Below are 19,249 nucleotides of genomic sequence, written 5' to 3' on the forward strand. Positions count from 1 at the left end.
AAAATGTAAAAAGTAAACGGTTGCGTAAACGATTGGCGCGAATTATAAGGTTATCAAAACGCAAATTCCACCTAGAATTTTGACTCTAAACCAAATAATTTTAAGTTGATATGAAACCTATTCGGTAACAATAACTAACAATTTGATGTAGTTACTCAATCGCCAATAGAATTCAGTGTAGTCAGGCTATTTACCGTTCGTTCACTATTTGAACGTTTTTTGAGATTGAGACGGTAGTTTGGGGAGATAAAAGACAAAAAAAACGCCACTCAGTTGAGTGGCGGTAGAATAATTTGGTCATCAATTGGGGTATATAACCAACGAAAAATTCTAAATATAGGGGTATAAATCGTTAACTATCTACCAAAGTAGACATTGTACGCGAAGTCTTTTGTGTATACGTTTTGAGTTGTCCAAAACATCGCGCTTGCTAAACCTTTCATAAACATCACCTTCTAACAAAACATCATTGTGCATTAATTGCTTTGAATCTCGGTTCCTTGGAGGCGATAAATCGGGCTCTTTCCGTGAGCAGTATCGTTGAGTCTCTCAACTGTTTAAAAGAATACCATATCGGATTTTTATTACAAGCATAAAAGCGATCCAAGTCACAATAATTTTGATGATGACTAATTTATTACTTAAAACTGTAATTAAATTACAAAAACAGCACCATCAAATATGCACCTAAACTCATTCAAGTCTGGTAACTAAGCTTTATCCCCGTTTCTACAAGATACTTCAGGTTTGACTACTACCTATTTACAACTAATGATATCCTTTGCTTTATCTTAAATAAGCTAGAAAACCAGACGTTCCCTTCAAAATAAGGGGCATCTGAGGAACAACTATCTAGCAAAGCCCGTCAAAAGGAGAGTTCCGTGTCTGAATTCCATTCTGAAATCAGTAAGTTGTCACCAGCACCTGTCTGGCAATTTTTCGATAAAATCTGCTCTATCCCTCACCCATCTAAGCATGAAGAAGCTCTTGCAGAGTACATTGTCGGCTGGGCAAAGGAGCAAGGTCTTGAAGTAAAACGTGACAAAACTGGCAACGTCTTCATTAAGAAGCCTGCTACCGCAGGAATGGAGCATAAGAAAGGTGTTGTGCTTCAAGCGCACATCGATATGGTACCGCAAAAGAACGAAGATACTGATCATGACTTTACCGTTGACCCAATTCAACCTTACATTGATGGCGAATGGGTAACTGCAAAAGGCACAACACTGGGTGCTGATAACGGTATTGGTATGGCAACGTGTTTAGCTGTGCTTGCTTCTAATGACATCAAACACGGTCCTCTAGAGGTATTGCTGACTATCGACGAAGAAGCTGGTATGACTGGCGCGTTTGGTCTTGAAGCAGGTTGGCTGGAAGGTGACATCCTACTTAACACGGATTCAGAGCAAGAAGGTGAAGTCTACATGGGCTGTGCTGGCGGTATCGACGCAGCAATTACTTTCGAGGTAAATCGTGAAGCAGCTCCTGAAGGTTATGTGGCGCGTCAGCTGACATTAAAAGGTCTTAAAGGCGGACACTCCGGGTGCGATATCCATACTGGTCGCGGCAATGCTAACAAGCTGCTGGCTCGCTTCCTTGCTGGTCATGCTCAAGAGTTAGACGCACGTCTTATTGAGTTCCGTGGCGGTAGCTTACGTAACGCCATCCCACGTGAAGGTTTTGTCACCCTTGCACTGCCAGAAACGAATCTAGCAAAGCTGGACGAATTATACAGCTTCTATACTGAACTGCTGAAATCTGAGCTTGGCGCTATCGAAACCGATATTGTTACCTTTAACGATGCAGCTGACTTAGCTGATGTATTTGCGACAGAATCTCAAACTCGCTTCATTGCAGCACTAAACGCTTGTCCAAATGGCGTGATTCGCATGAGTGATGATATTGAAGGCGTGGTAGAAACCTCGTTAAACGTTGGCGTTATCAGCACTCAAACAAATAAAGTAGAAGTACTTTGTTTGATTCGCTCTTTAATTGATTCTGGGCGTTCACAAGTTGAAGGCATGCTAGCCTCTATCGCAGAGCTAGCTGGCGCTACTATCCAATGCTCAGGCGCATATCCTGGTTGGAAGCCTGATCCAGAATCAGAAATCATGGCTATCTTCCGTGACATGTATGAAGGTATCTATGGTCACAAACCAAACATTATGGTCATTCACGCGGGCTTAGAGTGCGGTCTGTTCAAAGAACCATACCCTAGCATGGATATGGTCTCGTTTGGCCCAACGATCAAGTTCCCTCATTCGCCAGATGAGAAAGTGAAAATCGATACCGTTGAACTGTTCTGGAACCAAATGGTTGCGTTATTAGAAGCCATTCCTGCTAAAGCATAATTCGCTGCTTTAATCGCCATTATCAAGCCGATGTTTAACCATAACATCGGCTTTTTTGTTTCATATCAAATGGCAGTTTTGTTTTTTACGTTGCCTCTGTGTATATTGAGACAAGTTATCATTTACAGAGATCATTGATATGCAAGTTTACGGTTGTTGTGACTTAGTAAGAGAAATCTACGCCCAAATTGGTAGTGGTGACCAAGGTTATATCCCCCAGGCTATTTCTTGTGCAGTACGTGCGTTAAACGACATTGCAGCGGACGAATCCTTACCTTTGGAAACACGTGAAAAGGCAGCTTTTGCCGCCGCCAATTTACTCATTTCCGACTTTGAAGATAAGTAGAGACACATTATGAATCTAGCGAACTTTGAGAGTATGGACCCCATCATGCTGATGAGTATTGTTAATATGAAGCTACGGGACGATTTTGGTGGCGATCTCGACAAACTTGCTAACTTCTTCGATATCAGTAAGTCGGCATTGATTGAGAAACTAGCAGGTGCTGGGTTTGATTTTCTTCCCGAGGCTGGTCAATTTAGATAAGACGTAGACACGACGTTTTCTTCTTGGTAAAAAGCTCTGCAAATGCAGAGCTTTTTACTTATCTCATACTGTTTGTCTTAGCCAAACGATGCCCAAATAACCGTAATCACTAAGATCGGGCAGACAAATTTCACGTAGAAAGGCCATACCTTGCCAAACCAGCCAAGCTGAAAGTCTGGACAGCCTTGTTCAAGCTCTTTTATCTTACCAGCTCGGCTCCAGACCCAACCACCAAATAAGCAGAACAACAGGGCAGCGACTGGTTGTAAATATTGTGTCGCTACCATAGCAACCAGGCCAAATAGCTCTGCAAAATTAAACACAATATAGACACTAAATAGAGCGATTAATGCGCCCAATACCCAACTGGTTTTCTTACGGCCAGTCTTGAAGCGTTCATCTACTAACGCTACCGGACATTCAAGCATCGAAATAGAAGACGTTAGCGCTGCAATAGTAAGCAACAAGAAGAAAACAACAGAAAACACTAAACCCAATAAACCAAGAGATTCAAACATCAATGGCAGCACGGTAAAAACAAGCGTGTCGGAGCTCAATAATGAACCGTCTTCAGCATAAATTTGTACCCCTTTCTGCATAGCAACAAACATCGCTGGCATCACCACCAAACCAGCGATAAATGCCACCGCTGTATCTACTAACGTGACGTTCATCGCCATCTTCGGCAGGTTCTCTTTTTTTGAAAGGTAAGAGCCATAAATCAGCATTGAACAGCCACCTATCGTTAATGAGAAAAAGCCCTGTCCCATGGCAGCAAGAATTAATTTCCTGTCCCAAACTTTTTCGAAATCAGGGATTAGGTAATGCTTGAGCCCTTCCATCGCTCCTTGTTGCATCATGATATAAACGAATAACAACGCAAATAGAATGAAGAGTGAAGGCATTAATCGGGTTGACCATTTCTCGATCCCCTGTTTAACACCACCTTGAACGATAAGAACAGTGAGAAGGTAGAAGACAATGGTACCGAACACGTTGCGTTCGACACTAAAACCCTTGAACCAATCGGCAAGACTCGTTAAGCCTGCAATATCTGCTAACGCACCAAACAAGAAGCAAATCAGCCAGCCACCAACAATGGAATAAAATGCTAGTACTGCGCATGGCACAGAAAGGCCAATCCAGCCAACAAGGCCGCCCGCTCGTTTACCTAGAGCATTAGTGGTTAGTGACTTCATACTATCCACTGGGTTAGCTTGACCATGACGACCAATCGCCATTTCCACAACCAACATAGGAAAGGCGACCACCAAAATCATCACCAAATAAACCAACAAAAATGCCCCACCGCCATTACTTGCTGCTTGAGTTGGGAACCCCCAGATGTTGCCGAGACCAACGGCTGCACCAGCTGCAGCCAGTATAAAGCCAAGTCGAGAACCAAAATGCTCCCTTGGAGCGGAAGAAGAGTTAGAAATGTCCACTGCGAATATCATGCCGTACTAGTTTGCTGGTACAGTATGATAAAAATGCGACGAGAGCAATATTACTTAGTTAAATAATCTAATATAAGCTTCAGCATTGATAGTAAGTTTTTCGTTACAGTAAAACAAAAGCAACTTAATTTACAATTACCAAAAAATGCAACACTAAAACCTAACATTCTAATACAAAAAACTCCGCTATTACTTTTTAAGCACTAGCGGAGCTCATAGATAACTAACAGTAATAACAAAGTTAAATAGTAAAGACTTGATAATCCTTTAACTCTGGGATTTTCTTTTGAAGATCTTGCTCTTGTTCAGCAACATCATTGAGAGAATCGCAGTAATCCTCTGCTTGTTGCTTCAACGATTCAGACTGTACCTTCATGGTTTCTGACATACGAGTTTTGAGCTCGTCCATCTGCTTCGATAATTCAGTCAAATTCAAGCCTCCCTCTTCACTCATTTTCTCTTGAAGAGCAGTAAACGCGCTACTAAAGAATTCTTTATTAAAGACTTCTTTCGCTTTAGCGACATCTTGTTCCCAATTGTCCATAAAGGAGCTAAAGGCTTCAGATTGGAGAACAAACTCGCCATTGTTTTCATATCGAGATTCCACATCGGCAAAAAACTCGGCAACGGCTTGTTTTACGTTTTGGAACGCTTCTGAGTTGTCAAAACTCTCTGCAACATCGTCGATAAGTTCATTGGTAAGTTCGAGCCCGTTTTCCGCAAGCTCCTTTGCTTTAGGCACGTACTTATTCATGTTTTCACGATAACTTTCAAGCGCATCTTTTTGCAACTGAGTTAGCTCTATCGCTTTCCCATTGATGAATAAATTATTGTCTTCATCAATAAGTACTTTAGAAGCGGGGGTCTTTACAATTTCTACCTGCTCGCCATCAAGGTGAACTTCATTCTTGATATCGACACCACACTGACCCACAGCCAAAGCATGACCCGAGGCTAGTAAGGTGCTTAATAATAGACTACGACTGAACACTCTATTGTGTATCTTCATAAATTACCCTATAGCATACGCTTAATATAAGTGAATAATAGCATAATGCGTCAGTTTCTCTCCAATACTAACCACAACCTCATCATCAATAGACTTACCAATTAGGGCCTTACCTAAAGGCGAGTGTGGTGTGACTACCTTGATTGTCGCCTCTTCAATGGTCAGGCCGCCAGCACATGGAAGTACGAAAAATCGCGACACCACTTCATCTTCATCTTCTATCTCTACCACGGCGGTAAGTCTAACATTGTCTAATGACGAGAATGGATTCAATACCATTTTTCGAAGTAATGCGATATCGCTTTTTACTTGCTCCAACCTCACGGCTTGCCCGTGAGCAAGATATGACGCTTCTAAAGCCAAGGTATCATATTTATGCTCTGGCACTGTTTCTTCATTGGTAGCGGCGTCAACCGTTTTCTCCATCGCAGAAGTTAACGTCACAACGTTCTGCTCCAGTTGAGCGATCACGTCGTCTAGCAGCACTTGCTTGTCCATTGAGCTCCTTACTACAATTACTAGTTAACAATGTAACGGTTAATCTTCAAACATCGTTAGTTGGCGAGCTTGCTCTAAGGGCTCCAACATAACGCTTAATCCTAACAAACGAATCTCGCGGCCTTGTTGACGCTCTAGCACCTCTCGCAGCAAGTCTTTAAAATATGCTAAATCCAATCTATTGTGGACATGCTCGATGGTAGTTAGTTTAAAGTCAGCAAACTTCACTTTGATGCCTTGCTTGATAACATTACGTTTAGGCTGAGATTTATTAAGTCGCATATCCAGTTCTGGATACAACTTCTCTTCTATTACTTGCCAACATTGTTCAAAGGAGGAAATATTAGTACTAAACGTCCTTTCGACACCAATAGACTTACGCTCTCGCTCAACGACCACTTCCCGCTCATCAATTCCGTGACTCTTTTTCCACAGAGAAGCACCAAGGCGGCCAAACCGTACGATCAGCTCTCGGTAATCACTATTACGAACGTCTAAACAAGTAAAAAGACCTGCTTTGTTAAGTTTCTCAAGGCTGACCTTTCCCACTCCGGGTATCTTACCAAGTTCGAGCTCATCAACAACCTGTTGTACTTTACCGGGTGGAATCACAAACTGCCCATTTGGCTTATTCATGTCTGAAGCGATTTTGGCGAGAAATTTTAATGGTGCGACGCCTGCTGAAGCCGTGAGTTGTAATTCATCCCAGATGTCTTTGCGAATCGCTTCCGCAATAAGAGTTGCAGAATTTTGACAGTGTGGAGAGTCGGTAACGTCTAAATAAGCCTCGTCCAGAGACAGTGGCTCAATCAACGAAGTATAGCGAGAGAATATCTCTCGAATCTTAACTGAGGTCTCTTTATAGATCTGCATACGTCCAGGGACTAACAACAAATTGGGACAAAGCTTGAGCGCTTGTGCAGTTGGCATGGCTGAACGAACCCCAAACTTTCGGGCTTCATAATTGCACGTGCTTATTACGCCTCTCTGACGCTCACTGCCACCGACCGCTAGTGCCTTGCCACGATAGTGAGGGTTATCTCGCATTTCCACTGCGGCGTAGAAGCAATCCATATCGACATGGATGAATTTTCGTATTTTGTCAGACACCGCCACTCACAACTGTTTATTTATACAGTTCAATTATACGACGAGTTTCCAGGTAATCAAAACAAAAAGACCAGAGCATTACTCTGGTCTTTCATCAAGTATTAAGGTTGACGCAATTATCAAAACCGCAGCAAACCGGATTGAACGCTTACGCAATACGGTCCTTTTCCCACGCTGCTAGCTTTTCAGCACGCGCTTGCTCACGTGCTTCACGCTTCTTACGTGCGTCACATGGTTCTGGGCAGTTACAAACTTTGTCAATGCCTACGGCACCTAGTCCACCGCAGCTACCTTTTACCACTTTCTTCTGGATAATATAGCCAATCGACATGGCAGCAATAACCGCTAAGAAAACACCAAACGTAATTAAAAATGTATTCATGTGATTGACCTATTACTTGTTCAGATAAGGTTTAAACGCTTCTGATGCAAACTCTTCAAAACCGTCTTCTGTTTTAACTATGATAAAGGCTGGGATATTGTTTTGCTCAGCGATCTCTAGTGCTTTCTCTTCACCCAAAACCATCAGTCCTGTCGCAAGTCCATCCGCTGTCATGGATGACTTATCCAAAATCGTCACCGACACCACTTTATTATGAATCGGCTTACCTGTCGAAGGATCAATGATGTGAGAGTAGCGTACTCCATCCTTCTCAAAGTAGTTGCGATAATCACCTGACGTGGCAATTGCCATATCTCCAGGTTCAATAATCTCTTGTACATTGCGTTCGTCTACGGTTGGTTTTTCAATGGCAATACGCCACTTCACACCTTCACGATTAATGCCTTTTAGACGCATTTCACCGCCGACTTCAACCATGTAATCTTGAACGCCAATACTTTCTAGGTAATCTGCAACTACATCGACACCCCAACCTTTTGCGATAGTAGACAGATCGACATAAAGGCTACGAAGATCTTTTCTTAACGTTGTATCTGTTGCAGACAAATGTTTGATGCCTGTTTGCGCTTTACGAGCAGCAAGTTCTTCATCACTAGGAACTACTTCTGGACGAGCTTCTGGTCCAAAGCCCCACAAATTAACCAATGGACCCACCGTCACGTCTAGCGCGCCTTGCGTCAGTTCATTCAAACGAATGGCTTCATTAACTACGATGGCTGTTTGTCGGGAAACCGGAAATGGTTCCGTACCATAGTAACGGTTGAAGCGACTCAGTTCTGAGTCTTGACGATACGTCGACATCTGGTCGTTTACTTCTTCAAGTAATCGATTTATTTCAGCTTGAATGACTTCCGGTTTAGGGGAGGTATCAGTCACAATGTACTTAACATTGTAGATTGTACCCATCGTTGGTCCACTCAAATGAACCTGTTCACGCTGGTTGCCGCAGCCCGATAAAATTACTGTCGCAAACAATGCAACCAAAATTAGCTTAAGATGTTTAGCTAGATGAAACATACCTTTACTCACCTACTTTCAAAAGTATTTACGTTTGCCCCAAAAGATTAAGGCTTAGACAAACGTAAATAGTTTCAGAAACTTAGAAACAGGAATTGTGTTGTCCTGAAAATACAAATGGCTGACTCACATGAGCCAGCCATGTCGATACTTCAATGAAGATTAACCACCGAAGTCATCTAGAAGAATGTTTTCATCTTCTACACCAAGATCTTTCAGCATGCCGATAACAGCCGCGTTCATCATTGGTGGACCACACATGTAGTATTCACAATCTTCTGGTGCTTCGTGATCTTTGAGGTAGTTCTCATAGATTACGTTGTGGATGAAGCCTGTGTAACCATCCCAGTTATCTTCTGGCATTGGGTCAGATAGAGCAACGTGCCACTGGAAGTTATCGTTCTCAGCCTGTAGACCGTCGAAATCTTCTACATAGAACATTTCGCGTACAGAACGAGCACCATACCAGAAAGACATCTTACGCTTAGACTTCAGACGCTTAAGTTGGTCAAAGATGTGCGAGCGCATTGGAGCCATACCAGCACCACCACCGATGAATACCATTTCGTTGTCTGTTTCTTTCGCGAAGAACTCACCAAACGGTCCTGAAATCGTACACTTATCACCTTCTTTAAGTGACCAGATGAACGAAGACATGATACCCGGTGGTACATCAGGATTATTAGGCGGCGGCGTAGCGATACGCACGTTTAGCATAATAATACCTTCTTCTTCAGGGTAGTTAGCCATTGAGTATGCACGGATGCATTCCTCATTAACCACTGACTCGTAGCGGAACAGGTTAAACTTGTCCCAGTCTTCACGATACTCTTCAGGTACGTCGAAGTCAGAGTACTTAACATGGTGAGCAGGTGCTTCGATCTGGATGTAACCACCAGCACGGAAAGGTACTGATTCGCCATCTGGAATCTGAAGCTTAAGCTCTTTGATGAAGGTCGCTTTGTTATCGTTAGAGATAACACTACATTCCCACTTCTTAACACCGAAGATTTCTTCTGGAAGTTCGATGTCCATGTCCGTCTTCATGTTAACCTGACATGCTAGACGCTCACCTTCACGTGCTTCACCTTTAGTAATATGGTCAAGCTCAGTAGGTAGAATATCGCCACCACCAGTTTTCACTTTCACGCGGCACTGACCACAAGAGCCACCACCACCACAAGCAGAAGATACGAATACGCCAGCACCAGCTAGAGCACCCAGAAGCTTACCGCCTGGTTGAGTTACGATTGCCTTCTCAGGATCGCCGTTTACAGAGATCGTGATGTCGCCTGTTGGTACTAGCTTAGATTTAGCGAACAAAATCACTAAAACTAGGGCTAGAACAATCAGCGTAAACATCACTACACCAAGAATAATGTCCATTGACTATTCCTTATACCTTACAGTTGAACACCAGAGAAAGACATGAAGCCTAGTGCCATCAGACCTACTGTGATGAACGTGATACCAAGACCACGAAGACCAGGAGGTACATCAGAGTACTTCATCTTCTCACGGATACCCGCTAGCGCAACGATAGCTAGCATCCAACCCACACCAGAACCGAAGCCGTATACGACTGATTCAGCAAAATTGTAATCACGCTGTACCATGAATGATACGCCACCAAAAATCGCACAGTTAACCGTGATTAGCGGTAGGAAGATACCTAGTGCGTTATACAAAGGTGGGAAGAAGCGGTCCAGTACCATCTCTAGGATTTGTACTAGTGCTGCGATTACACCGATAAAGGTAATAAAGTTCAAGAAGCTAAGGTCAACACCTGCAACCAGCGCATTTTCTCTTAGTACTAGGTTATATAGTAGGTTGTTCACTGGTACCGCAACGGTAAGAACAACGATAACTGCAACACCTAGACCAAATGATGTCTTAACTTTCTTAGATACCGCAAGGAATGTACACATACCTAAGAAGAAAGAAAGCGCTAAGTTTTCAATGAAAATCGACTTAACTAGTAAGCTAATATAATGTTCCATGACTACCTTACTCCTTCGCTTCTACTTGTTCTGGCTTAAAGATACGAATTGCCCAAATCATAAAGCCGATTAGGAAGAACGCTGAAGGTGCTAGAAGCATCATACCGTTTGGCTGATACCAACCACCGTTACTTACTAGTGGTAGAACTTCCAAACCAAACAGCTTACCAGAACCAAGAAGTTCACGGAAAAACGCAACTGTTAACAATACGAAACCGTAACCTAGGCCGTTACCAATACCATCGATGAATGACGGTAGTGGCTCAGATTTCATTGCAAATGCCTCTGCACGACCCATTACGATACAGTTAGTAATGATCAAGCTTACGAAAACTGAAAGCTGTTTTGAAATATCATAAAGATACGCTTTCAAAACTTGGTCAACCACGATTACCAATGATGCGATAATCGCCATTTGTACGATGATACGCACACTGTTTGGCATGTGGTTACGAATAAGAGAAACGAATAAGTTAGACAGAGCAGTTACAAAAATAACCGCGATCGTCATAACAAATGCTGTCTCTAGTTTGGTGGTCACTGCCAATGCAGAACAAACACCAAGAACCTGTAACGCAATCGGGTTGTTATCCAACACCGGTGCGAGCAAGCTCTTCTTCATTTCTTTAGCATCAGACATTAGTTTAGACCTCCGTCACGAACGTTTGCTAGGAATGGACCAAAGCCCATATTGCCCAACCAGAAGTCGAAAGTACCTTGAACGCCGTTAGCTGTCAGTGTTGCACCAGATAGGCCATCAACACCGTGCTCAGAACCTTCAGGAGCACCACCTTTCACGATCTTAATCGCTGGCTTGAAGTTATCATCATAAAGCTTCTTGCCAACAAACTGAGCGCGCCAAGTTGGGTTTTCAACTTCACCGCCTAATCCTGGGGTTTCACCTTGTTCATAGTAAGTAATACCGTTAACAGTATTACCATCAGTTTGAACTGCTACGAACGCATACATCATAGACCATAGACCATTACCGTGAACTGGTAGAATTACGCTTGTCACTTTGTCGTCTTGCTTAACTAAGTACACAGTACCGATGTTTGCACGACGTAGGATCTTAGCTTTGTCTTCATCAGCAGTTAGACGAATAGACTCAGCTGGGTCTTTAGCTGCACGACGCTGATCGTAAGTTTCTGCGTCACCTTCAACAAATTTACCAGTGTTGAAATCAACCAAACGAGGTTCGATGTACTCATGGTAAAGGTCTGCAACAGAACCTTCAGCTTTGATGCCAGCTACTTCAACAATCTTTGACTGTTTATCTAGCTTAGCGTTAGCAACTTGTTTGTCTTTTAGAAAAACGGCTGCGGTCGATACAACGATTGAGCACACTAAGCTCAACGCGATAACAACAAACAGCGTCTTTTTAATGCTATCGTTATTACTTGCCATAGCGTGCTTCTCTCCGTTTAACGTTCTTCTCGATCACAAAGTGGTCGAATAGCGGTGCGAACAAGTTAGCAAATAGAATTGCTAGCATCATACCTTCTGGGTATGCAGGGTTCACAACACGGATCATGACACACATAGCGCCAATCAAAATACCGTAAGCCCACTTACCTTTATTAGTGAACGAAGCCGATACTGGATCCGTTGCCATAAAGAACATACCGAATGCGAAACCACCTAGCACTAGGTGCCAATGCCAAGGCATTGCAAACATTGCATTAGTATCTGAGCCAACAACGTTGAATAGCGTCGCCACAGCAACCATACCAACCATAACACCTGCGATAATGCGCCATGAAGCAATGCCCATGTAAACAATCATCGCTGCACCGATCATAAGTGCAAGTGTCGATACTTCACCAATTGAGCCAGGGATGTTACCAATGAACGCGTCCATCCAAGTGATCGTTTGACCAGTAATGTTGTTGATAAGTGCGCCTTCGCCGCCTTGTGCCCATTGGCTTAGAGCCGTCGCGCCAGAGAAGCCATCTGCTGCAACCCATACCACGTCACCCGAGATTTGTGCTGGGTACGCAAAGAATAGGAAAGCACGACCAGCTAGAGCTGGGTTAAGGAAGTTACGGCCTGTACCACCAAAGATCTCTTTTGCTACAACAACACCGAAGGTAATACCTAGGGCTGCTTGCCAAAGAGGAAGAGTTGGTGGAACAATCAGTGCGAACAGAATAGAAGTTACAAAGAAACCTTCGTTAACTTCGTGCTTGCGCACCATACAGAACAAGACTTCCCAGAAACCACCAACAATGAATACTGTCGCGTAGATTGGTAGGAAGTAAGTTGCACCAAGTAGCATCTTACTGCCCCAACCCGCATCAGTCCCTAGCGTTCCGCCAAGACCTTGAGTTAGCCAGTAGTGCCAGTTGCCATCGATAACGCCCGCAAGCTCAGCGCCAGCGTAAAGATGGTTAAGTGCCATAATTGCTTGGTTACCCGCATTGTACATACCCCAGAACATTGCTGGGAATACTGCGAACCAAACCATGATCATGATGCGTTTTAGGTCAACGCTATCACGGACATGCGAGCTGCGCTTCGTGACCAGACCTGGCGTGTAGAATAGCGTTGCCGCTGCTTCGTACAGTGCAAACCACTTTTCATGTTTGCCGCCTGGTTCGAAATGATGCTCGATATCCTCGATGAATTTCTTAAGCATGGATTACCCTTCCTTCTCAATATTGTCTAGGCACTCACGGAGGAGTTGACCATATTCGTACTTACCTGGACAAACAAAGGTGCATAGCGCCAAATCTTCTTCATCTAGTTCAAGAGCACCAAGACGCTGAGCGCTGTCCTGATCACCTGCACATAGATCACGAAGTAATAACGTTGGCTCCATATCTAAAGGCATTACTTTCTCGTAGTTGCCGATTGGAACCATTGCACGATCACTACCGTTAGTCGTAGTTGTCATGTTGAACAACTGACCTTTGAATAGGTGACCTAGGAACGAACGAGTAATTGAGAACTTGTTCTTACCTGGTGTTGCCCAACCAAACAGTTCTTTATCACGACCTTCGCGCAATACAGAAACTTGTTGATGGTAACGACCTAGATAAGCGTGTGGACCAGAAGCTTGAGTACCAGACAGTACTGAACCAGAAATGATTCGTACTTCACCAGGCATCAACTCGTTGTTAGTCACATCATCTAGGCTTGCACCTAGTTGAGTTCTGACTAAACGAGGGTTATTAACTACTGGACCAGCAAGTGAAATCACACGATCTGTATAGATTTCGCCAGTGGTGAAGAGCTTACCGAATGCAATCACATCTTGATAATTAATGCTCCAAGCAACGTTATTCACGCTAACTGGATATAGGAAATGCATGTGAGTGCCAACAAGACCAGCAGGGTGTGGACCATTGAAAACATGCTCTTCGACATTGGATTGATTTGAGCGAGGTAGACTCGTTCCTTTTTTGCAGACGTAAACTTTGCCTTCTGTCAATTTAGACAGAATATCAAGACCTGCAACGAACGCTTCTTTTTGCTCATTGATAACCAATTCAGGCTCAGCCGCAAGTGGATTAGTATCCATTGCAGTTACGAAAATCGCTTGAGTCGTTGAATCGATCGCCGGTACCTTGCTAAACGGACGAGTACGCAACGCAGTCCACATACCTGATTCAACCAGTTGAGTTTTGATCACTTCGCGATCAAGACCTGCTAGTTGGTCAGCTGTGTAGCTATCGAAAGTAACTTGCTCGTCACCTGCCACTTCAATCACAACAGATTGTAGGACACGCTTCGCGCCACGGTTAACTTCAATAACCTTACCGCTTGCTGGAGAAGTGAACTTAACACCAGGGTTCTTTTTATCTTCAAAAAGAACCTGACCTTTTTTCACTTCATCACCCACGCGAGCATGCATTGTTGGACGCATACCCACGTACTCTTCGCCAAGCAAGGCGACTTTAGTGATGGACTTACCATCATTAATCACCTGGGATGGAGTTCCTGCGATAGGAAGATCCAAGCCCTTCTTTATTGTAATCATACGCACTTGCACTACTTTTATCGGGAAAAAGATTCTTTAAAATTGCGTAACATATAGACACGACATTGAGTGTCTAACCTTGGTTTTACTAGCACCAAGGCAGCAACATCACTTTAACAATCTCGTCATAGAATCACTGCGAGATTTTTCTGGTGCGGTAGTTTAGCATCATTTGCAAAGGGGATGCCATGATGAATCCCTGTAAAGGGGTCATTATTTCGAAACTTTTGCTATCTCTAGGGTTGTGAATATGTATAACTTTGACCAATCGCACAAAGTCTTATTAACCCTTTTGAAAATAAGCGATTGCTCCATTCATATCCTGAAACATTCCTCATTAACAAAAACACATAACATTATATGTTGACACGCTGTTAATGAATTACCACCAAAGTGGTAGCAACTCCATCAAACACTTACGTAAAAATAACTGAGGTTTATTGTTGACGCGTGTGATTGTTACCGAAACGCTATGACCTGCACCAAAACTAGAAAGAGTATAGAGCTATTTACCGCCGCCTGCGCAATTAGGGCTGTCTGGGGCAAGTTGATTCTCTTTTGTCCACTCTTCTGGTGTATAAGTATGGATTGCTAAGGCATGAACAGGACCTGCCAATTCATCTGCTAAGACCGTGTTGACTTTACGGTGCCTTGCAATAAGACGCTCGCCATTAAAGCTATCGCTGACAACAATTACTTTAAAATGACTCTCCGAACCTGGAGGGACATTATGCATATTGCTTTCGTTGCGAACATCTAAGAATGTGGGGTTGAAAGTCTGATGGAGCTTTTGCTCGATGGTTTGTTGAATCATCTTACTTCCTTGGGCTGTAACTATTTATTTTTATTTAGACGGTAAAGTATATACTTTACTTAATCAAGAATCTTCCCTTAAATCATATTCGCCTTGGCGAAAGTTCCGAGATTTTGTCAAAATACAACCATTGTCACCAAATCACAGCATTATGAAGACTGAATTAAACCTATTTGAGCGCTCATATTCACTATTTCGTTTCCCTAAACTCAACAATGAACAACTTCAAGCTTGGGATGCTGGAGACGAATACCTGATTCAACATTTTGAAGAGCTAAAAATACCCACCGGATCTAATATACTGATTCTTAACGACAGTTTTGGTGCCTTAAGTTGCTGGTTTTCAGAACAGCATCAGGTGACTACAATCAGTGATTCTTTTATTTCTCATCAGGGCATTAAGCATAATTTAGCGCTTAACCATTGCAAGCCCATCGATCTTCGTGCCTCAACCGATGAATGGCCGCAACAGGTAGATATCGTGTTGATGCAGATTCCCCGCAACAATCGTTACTTGACATGGCAGCTCAACCAAGTCGCCTTAAAGTACAAAGATAACTGCTCGATCATTGCCGTAAACAAAGCAAAAGAGATCCATAGTTCTACTCTTAAGATTTTTGAAAAATATGCGGGACACACCACAACTTCACTCGCTTGGAAAAAGCATCGTTTGGTGTTTTCAGAGCTGAACAGCGCACATCAAGAGAGTATTGACCCTTATACCACTTGGCCAGTAGCAGAGCATAAATTGGTACTTTCTAACTTACCAAATGTGTACTCGGGGGAAAGTCTTGATTTGGGTGCTCGGTTTATCCTAGAACATCTTAAGAGCGACACCAAATATCAAGACATCGTCGATTTGGGCTGCGGTAATGGCGTATTAACACTGAAGCTAAAACAACTCAACCCTCAAGCAAAAATCACGGCTATCGACGAAAGCTTTATGGCCGTGAAGTCAGCTCATCACAACCTAACTTTAAACAACCTAGCGCTAGATGGTTGTGAATTTGTGGCAAATAATTGCTTAGACGGCTTCCAAGCAGACAGTCAAGATTTGGTGGTTTGCAACCCTCCTTTCCATCAACAACAAGCGGTGACCGATCACATTGCGTGGCAAATGTTCTGTGATGCTAAGCAAGTTCTTCGAGATACAGGGGAGTTAATGGTTATCGGCAATCGCCATCTAGGCTACGATAAAAAACTGGCGCGACTCTTTGGCAAACACAATGTAAAACTTGTCGCATCTAACGCCAAATTTGTTATTTTACAGGCAACTAAGTAAAGTTTGAGTCATTGTTGCTGCTAATAGTCATATAGCTTAACAATAATCGGATAATATTCATCATGAGGTCCAAGCGGACTTCATAACTTTACTCGTCATTTTGAAGAGTGTGAAAAGGAATAATCAATGAAAAAGCTCGTTCTGGCTGCTTCAGTCGTTTTACTTGCTGCATGTGCAAGTCCTCAAAAAGAACAGATTAATTTTGCGCCAACCGCAGCAACCAGCGCTGCCAAGATCGTTGAAGGTAAGGCGATGTCCATCTCCAGCCAAGATGTACGTACTGCGCAATACGTAGCTTTACTGGATAACGGTCGAGCAAACATCACCCCTGTACATACTCGACAAAATGTTCGCATTGGTATCGAGAACGCCCTAGTTAACCAATTCTCTTCAGAAGGTTATCAGGTAACCGTAAACAGTAAGAACACACTAAAAGTTGAAATCCAAGAAGCATTAGTCTCGGTCAAGCATACCGTGATGGAGAATGACATGAACGCGACAGTCATTCTTGAGCTGACGGCGGAAAATGAACAAGGTAAATTGGTGAAAACCTACACAGGGACAGCAAAGCGTTCTGGATTAATGAGTGCTTCTAACGAAGAGATCGAAACCGTACTTAATGACACCGTAAACCTTGTTTTAAAAGAAATTGCTAACGATACTGAGCTACAAGATTACATGAAGGAACGTTTCTAATGATGAAAACACTTGTCGCCTCTCTAGCACTGATCGCTACTAGCGTTTTTGCAGGACCAAAAGTAGAAGTCGAAACAAATTTGGGCTCATTCACCGTAGAGTTGAACCAAGAGAAAGCACCTATCACGGTAGAAAACTTCTTAACCTATGTTGAAGATGGCAGTTACGTAAATAGTCAATTTCACCGCGTAATTCCGGGATTTATGGCACAAGGTGGTGGTTTTGATAGCAAGTTTAACCGCTTACCGGTTAACGCCCCAATCAAAAATGAAGCTTCAAACGGACTGGATAATGACGCGGCAACCATTGCCATGGCTAGAACCCAAGATCCAAACTCTGCAACACGTCAGTTCTTTATTAACTTCGTTGATAATGACTTCTTGAATTACAGCGTGACGAACCCAGGTTATGCTGTGTTTGGTCAAGTTATTGAAGGCTTTGATGTAGTTCAAAAAATGGCGCAGAAACCAACCCGTAGCGTTCGTGGTATGCGAGATGTTCCAATGGAGCCAATCGTCATTACTAAAATGGAAATTATTCAGTAACTTAGCATTAAAAAGTTGATTCAATATTGATAGTCAACTAAACCCATAGCTTGATAGCATAGTTCGTCATTTGAACTGGCTATCAACATTTTGGGATAAAGGGAGCGCAATTGTGGAACAAAAAATGACGTGGTTAGACACGGTCAAAAGCTATTGGGACAAACGACTGCTTTGGGTCTTTATGTTGGGATGCTCAAGTGGCTTTCCATGGGTTCTGATTGGCTCTAATATGTCTGGATGGCTAAAAGATGCAGGTTTAACTCGTGCTGCCATCGGATATTTTGGTTCTGTTTTTGCTGTCTATGCCATCAACTTTTTGTGGGCTCCATTAGTCGATAGGGTAAAATTGCCCGTCCTGCACTCAGCCCTCGGTCAACGTCGTAGTTGGATATTCTTGTGTCAGAGCTTCATTCTGGTTGCTACCTTATTTATTGCAGGTGTTAACCCCGCCAATGATTTGATGTTTACGTCAATGCTCGCTTTGTGTATCGCAATTTCATCAGCGACACAAGATATTGCTATCGATGCATTTCGTATCGACACCTTCCCGAAATCTGAGTCGAACAAGCTACCCCAAGCATCAGCTATGGCTGTGATTGGTTGGTGGACAGGCTACTCGTTACCTGGCTACCTGGCGTTTATCAATGCCGACTCAATGGGATGGAATGGCGTCTACTACGGCATGGCCGGTATCGTTGCTATTTTGATGCTATTTACTCTTCTCGTAGGAGAGCCAACAACCGCAAGGGATAAATTGCAAGCTGAAGCCGAGAAGCGCCATGAGAAAGTGGTTGGCAACCCAGTAATTAGCTGGCTATCAGTTACTGTTATTGAACCTTTTCTCGACTTCTTTCGCCGTAATGGTGTTCAGGTCGCGATTACCCTACTGTTGTTTGTTTTCTTGTTTAAGATCGGCGAAGCCTTCTTAGGCAGAATGTCAATTCCGTTCTACAAAGAGATCGGTTTTAGTAACGAGCAAATTGGCTACTATTCCAAACTCATTGGCTGGGGCGCAACCATCTTATTTACACTATTGGGCAGCATGTTCAACGTGCGTTTTGGTATTGTAAAAGGGTTGATGATTGGCGGTATCGCGATGAGTGCCAGTAATTTGATGTTTGCATGGATCGCGAAGGTTGGTCCGACTGAGCACCTGTTCTTAGCAACCATTTTAGTGGACAACTTTACTACCGCCTTCTCCACTGTTGCCTTCGTTTCGTTCCTTACCGTACTAACGGGACAGGCTTTCTCGGCGACACAATACGCCCTATTGGCCTCTTTGGGTAACTTCGGTAGAACTACCTTGGCTTCATTTAGTGGGGAATTGGTTGATGCGCTAAATGACTGGGCCCTATTCTTTGTCATTACATCGCTAATGGTTATTCCCAGTCTTATTATGCTGTATTCATTAAGGCACTATTTTGCCGACCTCTTGGATAAAGCACGCGAAAGAGACCGACAAGAAATCAAAGAAGATAAGTTAGCTGAATAGTTGAAATAAAAAAGAGCCTCAAATTTACGTTGAGGCTCTTTCCTTT

Annotated in this window: 20 protein-coding genes; 7 read left to right on the forward strand and 13 right to left on the reverse strand. The window is 43.2% G+C overall.

Annotated features, from left to right (window positions below):
* The first annotated feature begins 881 nt into the window (after positions 1-881).
* The 3 genes from VME0621_RS09290 (at position 882) to VME0621_RS09300 (ending at position 2,898) form a co-directional block, all read left to right on the forward strand.
* The gene (locus VME0621_RS09290) at positions 882-2,351 is read left to right on the forward strand and encodes an aminoacyl-histidine dipeptidase (RefSeq protein ID WP_062458094.1); all 1,470 of its coding nucleotides are present in this window, start codon (positions 882-884) and stop codon (positions 2,349-2,351) included.
* Positions 2,352-2,490: 139 nt separating this feature from the next.
* Positions 2,491-2,697 carry a YaeP family protein gene (locus VME0621_RS09295; protein ID WP_006075713.1) on the forward strand — a complete coding sequence of 69 codons (207 nt, stop codon included), beginning with the start codon at positions 2,491-2,493 and terminating at the stop codon, positions 2,695-2,697.
* Positions 2,698-2,706: 9 nt separating this feature from the next.
* Positions 2,707-2,898, forward strand: a complete 192-nt coding sequence (locus VME0621_RS09300) for a DUF4250 domain-containing protein (RefSeq protein ID WP_038229260.1) — start codon at positions 2,707-2,709, stop codon at positions 2,896-2,898.
* A gap of 77 nt (positions 2,899-2,975) precedes the next feature.
* Here VME0621_RS09300 and VME0621_RS09305 read toward each other — a convergent pair whose 3' ends face one another.
* The 13 genes from VME0621_RS09305 to bolA form a co-directional block, all read right to left on the reverse strand.
* Entirely contained in the window at positions 2,976-4,337 is a 1,362-nt protein-coding gene (locus VME0621_RS09305; protein WP_172427882.1) for a sodium-dependent transporter, read from the reverse strand.
* Positions 4,338-4,596: 259 nt separating this feature from the next.
* Positions 4,597-5,364 (reverse strand): DUF2884 family protein, encoded by a 768-nt coding sequence (locus tag VME0621_RS09310; RefSeq protein ID WP_006075176.1) that lies wholly within the window; start codon positions 5,362-5,364, stop codon positions 4,597-4,599.
* 21 nt (positions 5,365-5,385) lie between these two features.
* On the reverse strand, positions 5,386-5,862 hold the full coding sequence (locus VME0621_RS09315; RefSeq protein ID WP_038229253.1) for a GreA/GreB family elongation factor: 477 nt from the start codon (positions 5,860-5,862) through the stop codon (positions 5,386-5,388).
* A 39-nt stretch (positions 5,863-5,901) separates the two neighbouring features.
* On the reverse strand, positions 5,902-6,972 hold the full coding sequence (gene dinB / locus VME0621_RS09320) for a DNA polymerase IV (protein ID WP_082795495.1): 1,071 nt from the start codon (positions 6,970-6,972) through the stop codon (positions 5,902-5,904).
* Positions 6,973-7,120: 148 nt separating this feature from the next.
* Positions 7,121-7,354 carry a (Na+)-NQR maturation NqrM gene (gene nqrM, locus VME0621_RS09325; RefSeq protein WP_006075179.1) on the reverse strand — a complete coding sequence of 78 codons (234 nt, stop codon included), beginning with the start codon at positions 7,352-7,354 and terminating at the stop codon, positions 7,121-7,123.
* A gap of 12 nt (positions 7,355-7,366) precedes the next feature.
* A complete protein-coding gene (locus VME0621_RS09330; RefSeq protein ID WP_062458102.1) occupies positions 7,367-8,392 on the reverse strand; it encodes an FAD:protein FMN transferase in 1,026 nt (341 codons plus the stop codon).
* A 162-nt stretch (positions 8,393-8,554) separates the two neighbouring features.
* Positions 8,555-9,778, reverse strand: a complete 1,224-nt coding sequence (gene nqrF, locus VME0621_RS09335; protein ID WP_006075181.1) for an NADH:ubiquinone reductase (Na(+)-transporting) subunit F — start codon at positions 9,776-9,778, stop codon at positions 8,555-8,557.
* Positions 9,779-9,795: 17 nt separating this feature from the next.
* Positions 9,796-10,392, reverse strand: a complete 597-nt coding sequence (gene nqrE / locus VME0621_RS09340; protein ID WP_038229250.1) for an NADH:ubiquinone reductase (Na(+)-transporting) subunit E — start codon at positions 10,390-10,392, stop codon at positions 9,796-9,798.
* 7 nt (positions 10,393-10,399) lie between these two features.
* On the reverse strand, positions 10,400-11,032 hold the full coding sequence (locus VME0621_RS09345; protein WP_038229248.1) for an NADH:ubiquinone reductase (Na(+)-transporting) subunit D: 633 nt from the start codon (positions 11,030-11,032) through the stop codon (positions 10,400-10,402).
* Complete coding sequence (locus tag VME0621_RS09350; protein ID WP_038229246.1) at positions 11,032-11,799, reverse strand: Na(+)-translocating NADH-quinone reductase subunit C; 768 nt, start codon at positions 11,797-11,799, stop codon at positions 11,032-11,034. Before VME0621_RS09350 ends, VME0621_RS09345 begins: the two co-directional genes overlap by 1 nt.
* The gene (locus tag VME0621_RS26575; RefSeq protein ID WP_006075186.1) at positions 11,789-13,030 is read right to left on the reverse strand and encodes an NADH:ubiquinone reductase (Na(+)-transporting) subunit B; all 1,242 of its coding nucleotides are present in this window, start codon (positions 13,028-13,030) and stop codon (positions 11,789-11,791) included. The genes VME0621_RS09350 and VME0621_RS26575 overlap by 11 nt, the downstream gene beginning before the upstream one ends.
* A 3-nt stretch (positions 13,031-13,033) precedes the next feature.
* Positions 13,034-14,374 carry a Na(+)-translocating NADH-quinone reductase subunit A gene (locus tag VME0621_RS26580; protein WP_006075187.1) on the reverse strand — a complete coding sequence of 447 codons (1,341 nt, stop codon included), beginning with the start codon at positions 14,372-14,374 and terminating at the stop codon, positions 13,034-13,036.
* 505 nt (positions 14,375-14,879) lie between these two features.
* Complete coding sequence (gene bolA, locus VME0621_RS09365) at positions 14,880-15,188, reverse strand: transcriptional regulator BolA (protein WP_062458105.1); 309 nt, start codon at positions 15,186-15,188, stop codon at positions 14,880-14,882.
* A gap of 151 nt (positions 15,189-15,339) precedes the next feature.
* Between bolA and VME0621_RS09370 the strand changes: the two genes are divergently transcribed.
* From VME0621_RS09370 to VME0621_RS09385, 4 genes are all read left to right on the forward strand, one after another.
* Positions 15,340-16,470: a methyltransferase gene (locus VME0621_RS09370; protein ID WP_062458107.1), complete on the forward strand. Its 1,131-nt coding sequence runs from the start codon at positions 15,340-15,342 to the stop codon at positions 16,468-16,470.
* Positions 16,471-16,596: 126 nt separating this feature from the next.
* Positions 16,597-17,166, forward strand: coding sequence for a YajG family lipoprotein (locus tag VME0621_RS09375; protein ID WP_062458110.1), 570 nt, complete (start codon positions 16,597-16,599; stop codon positions 17,164-17,166).
* Positions 17,166-17,711 carry a peptidylprolyl isomerase gene (locus VME0621_RS09380; RefSeq protein ID WP_082795496.1) on the forward strand — a complete coding sequence of 182 codons (546 nt, stop codon included), beginning with the start codon at positions 17,166-17,168 and terminating at the stop codon, positions 17,709-17,711. The genes VME0621_RS09375 and VME0621_RS09380 overlap by 1 nt, the downstream gene beginning before the upstream one ends.
* Positions 17,712-17,835: 124 nt before the next feature.
* The gene (locus VME0621_RS09385; protein WP_062458284.1) at positions 17,836-19,203 is read left to right on the forward strand and encodes an AmpG family muropeptide MFS transporter; all 1,368 of its coding nucleotides are present in this window, start codon (positions 17,836-17,838) and stop codon (positions 19,201-19,203) included.
* The last annotated feature ends 46 nt before the right edge of the window (positions 19,204-19,249 follow it).

Origin of the sequence: Vibrio mediterranei (assembly GCF_900088415.1) — a bacterium.
GTDB lineage: Bacteria > Pseudomonadota > Gammaproteobacteria > Enterobacterales > Vibrionaceae > Vibrio > Vibrio mediterranei.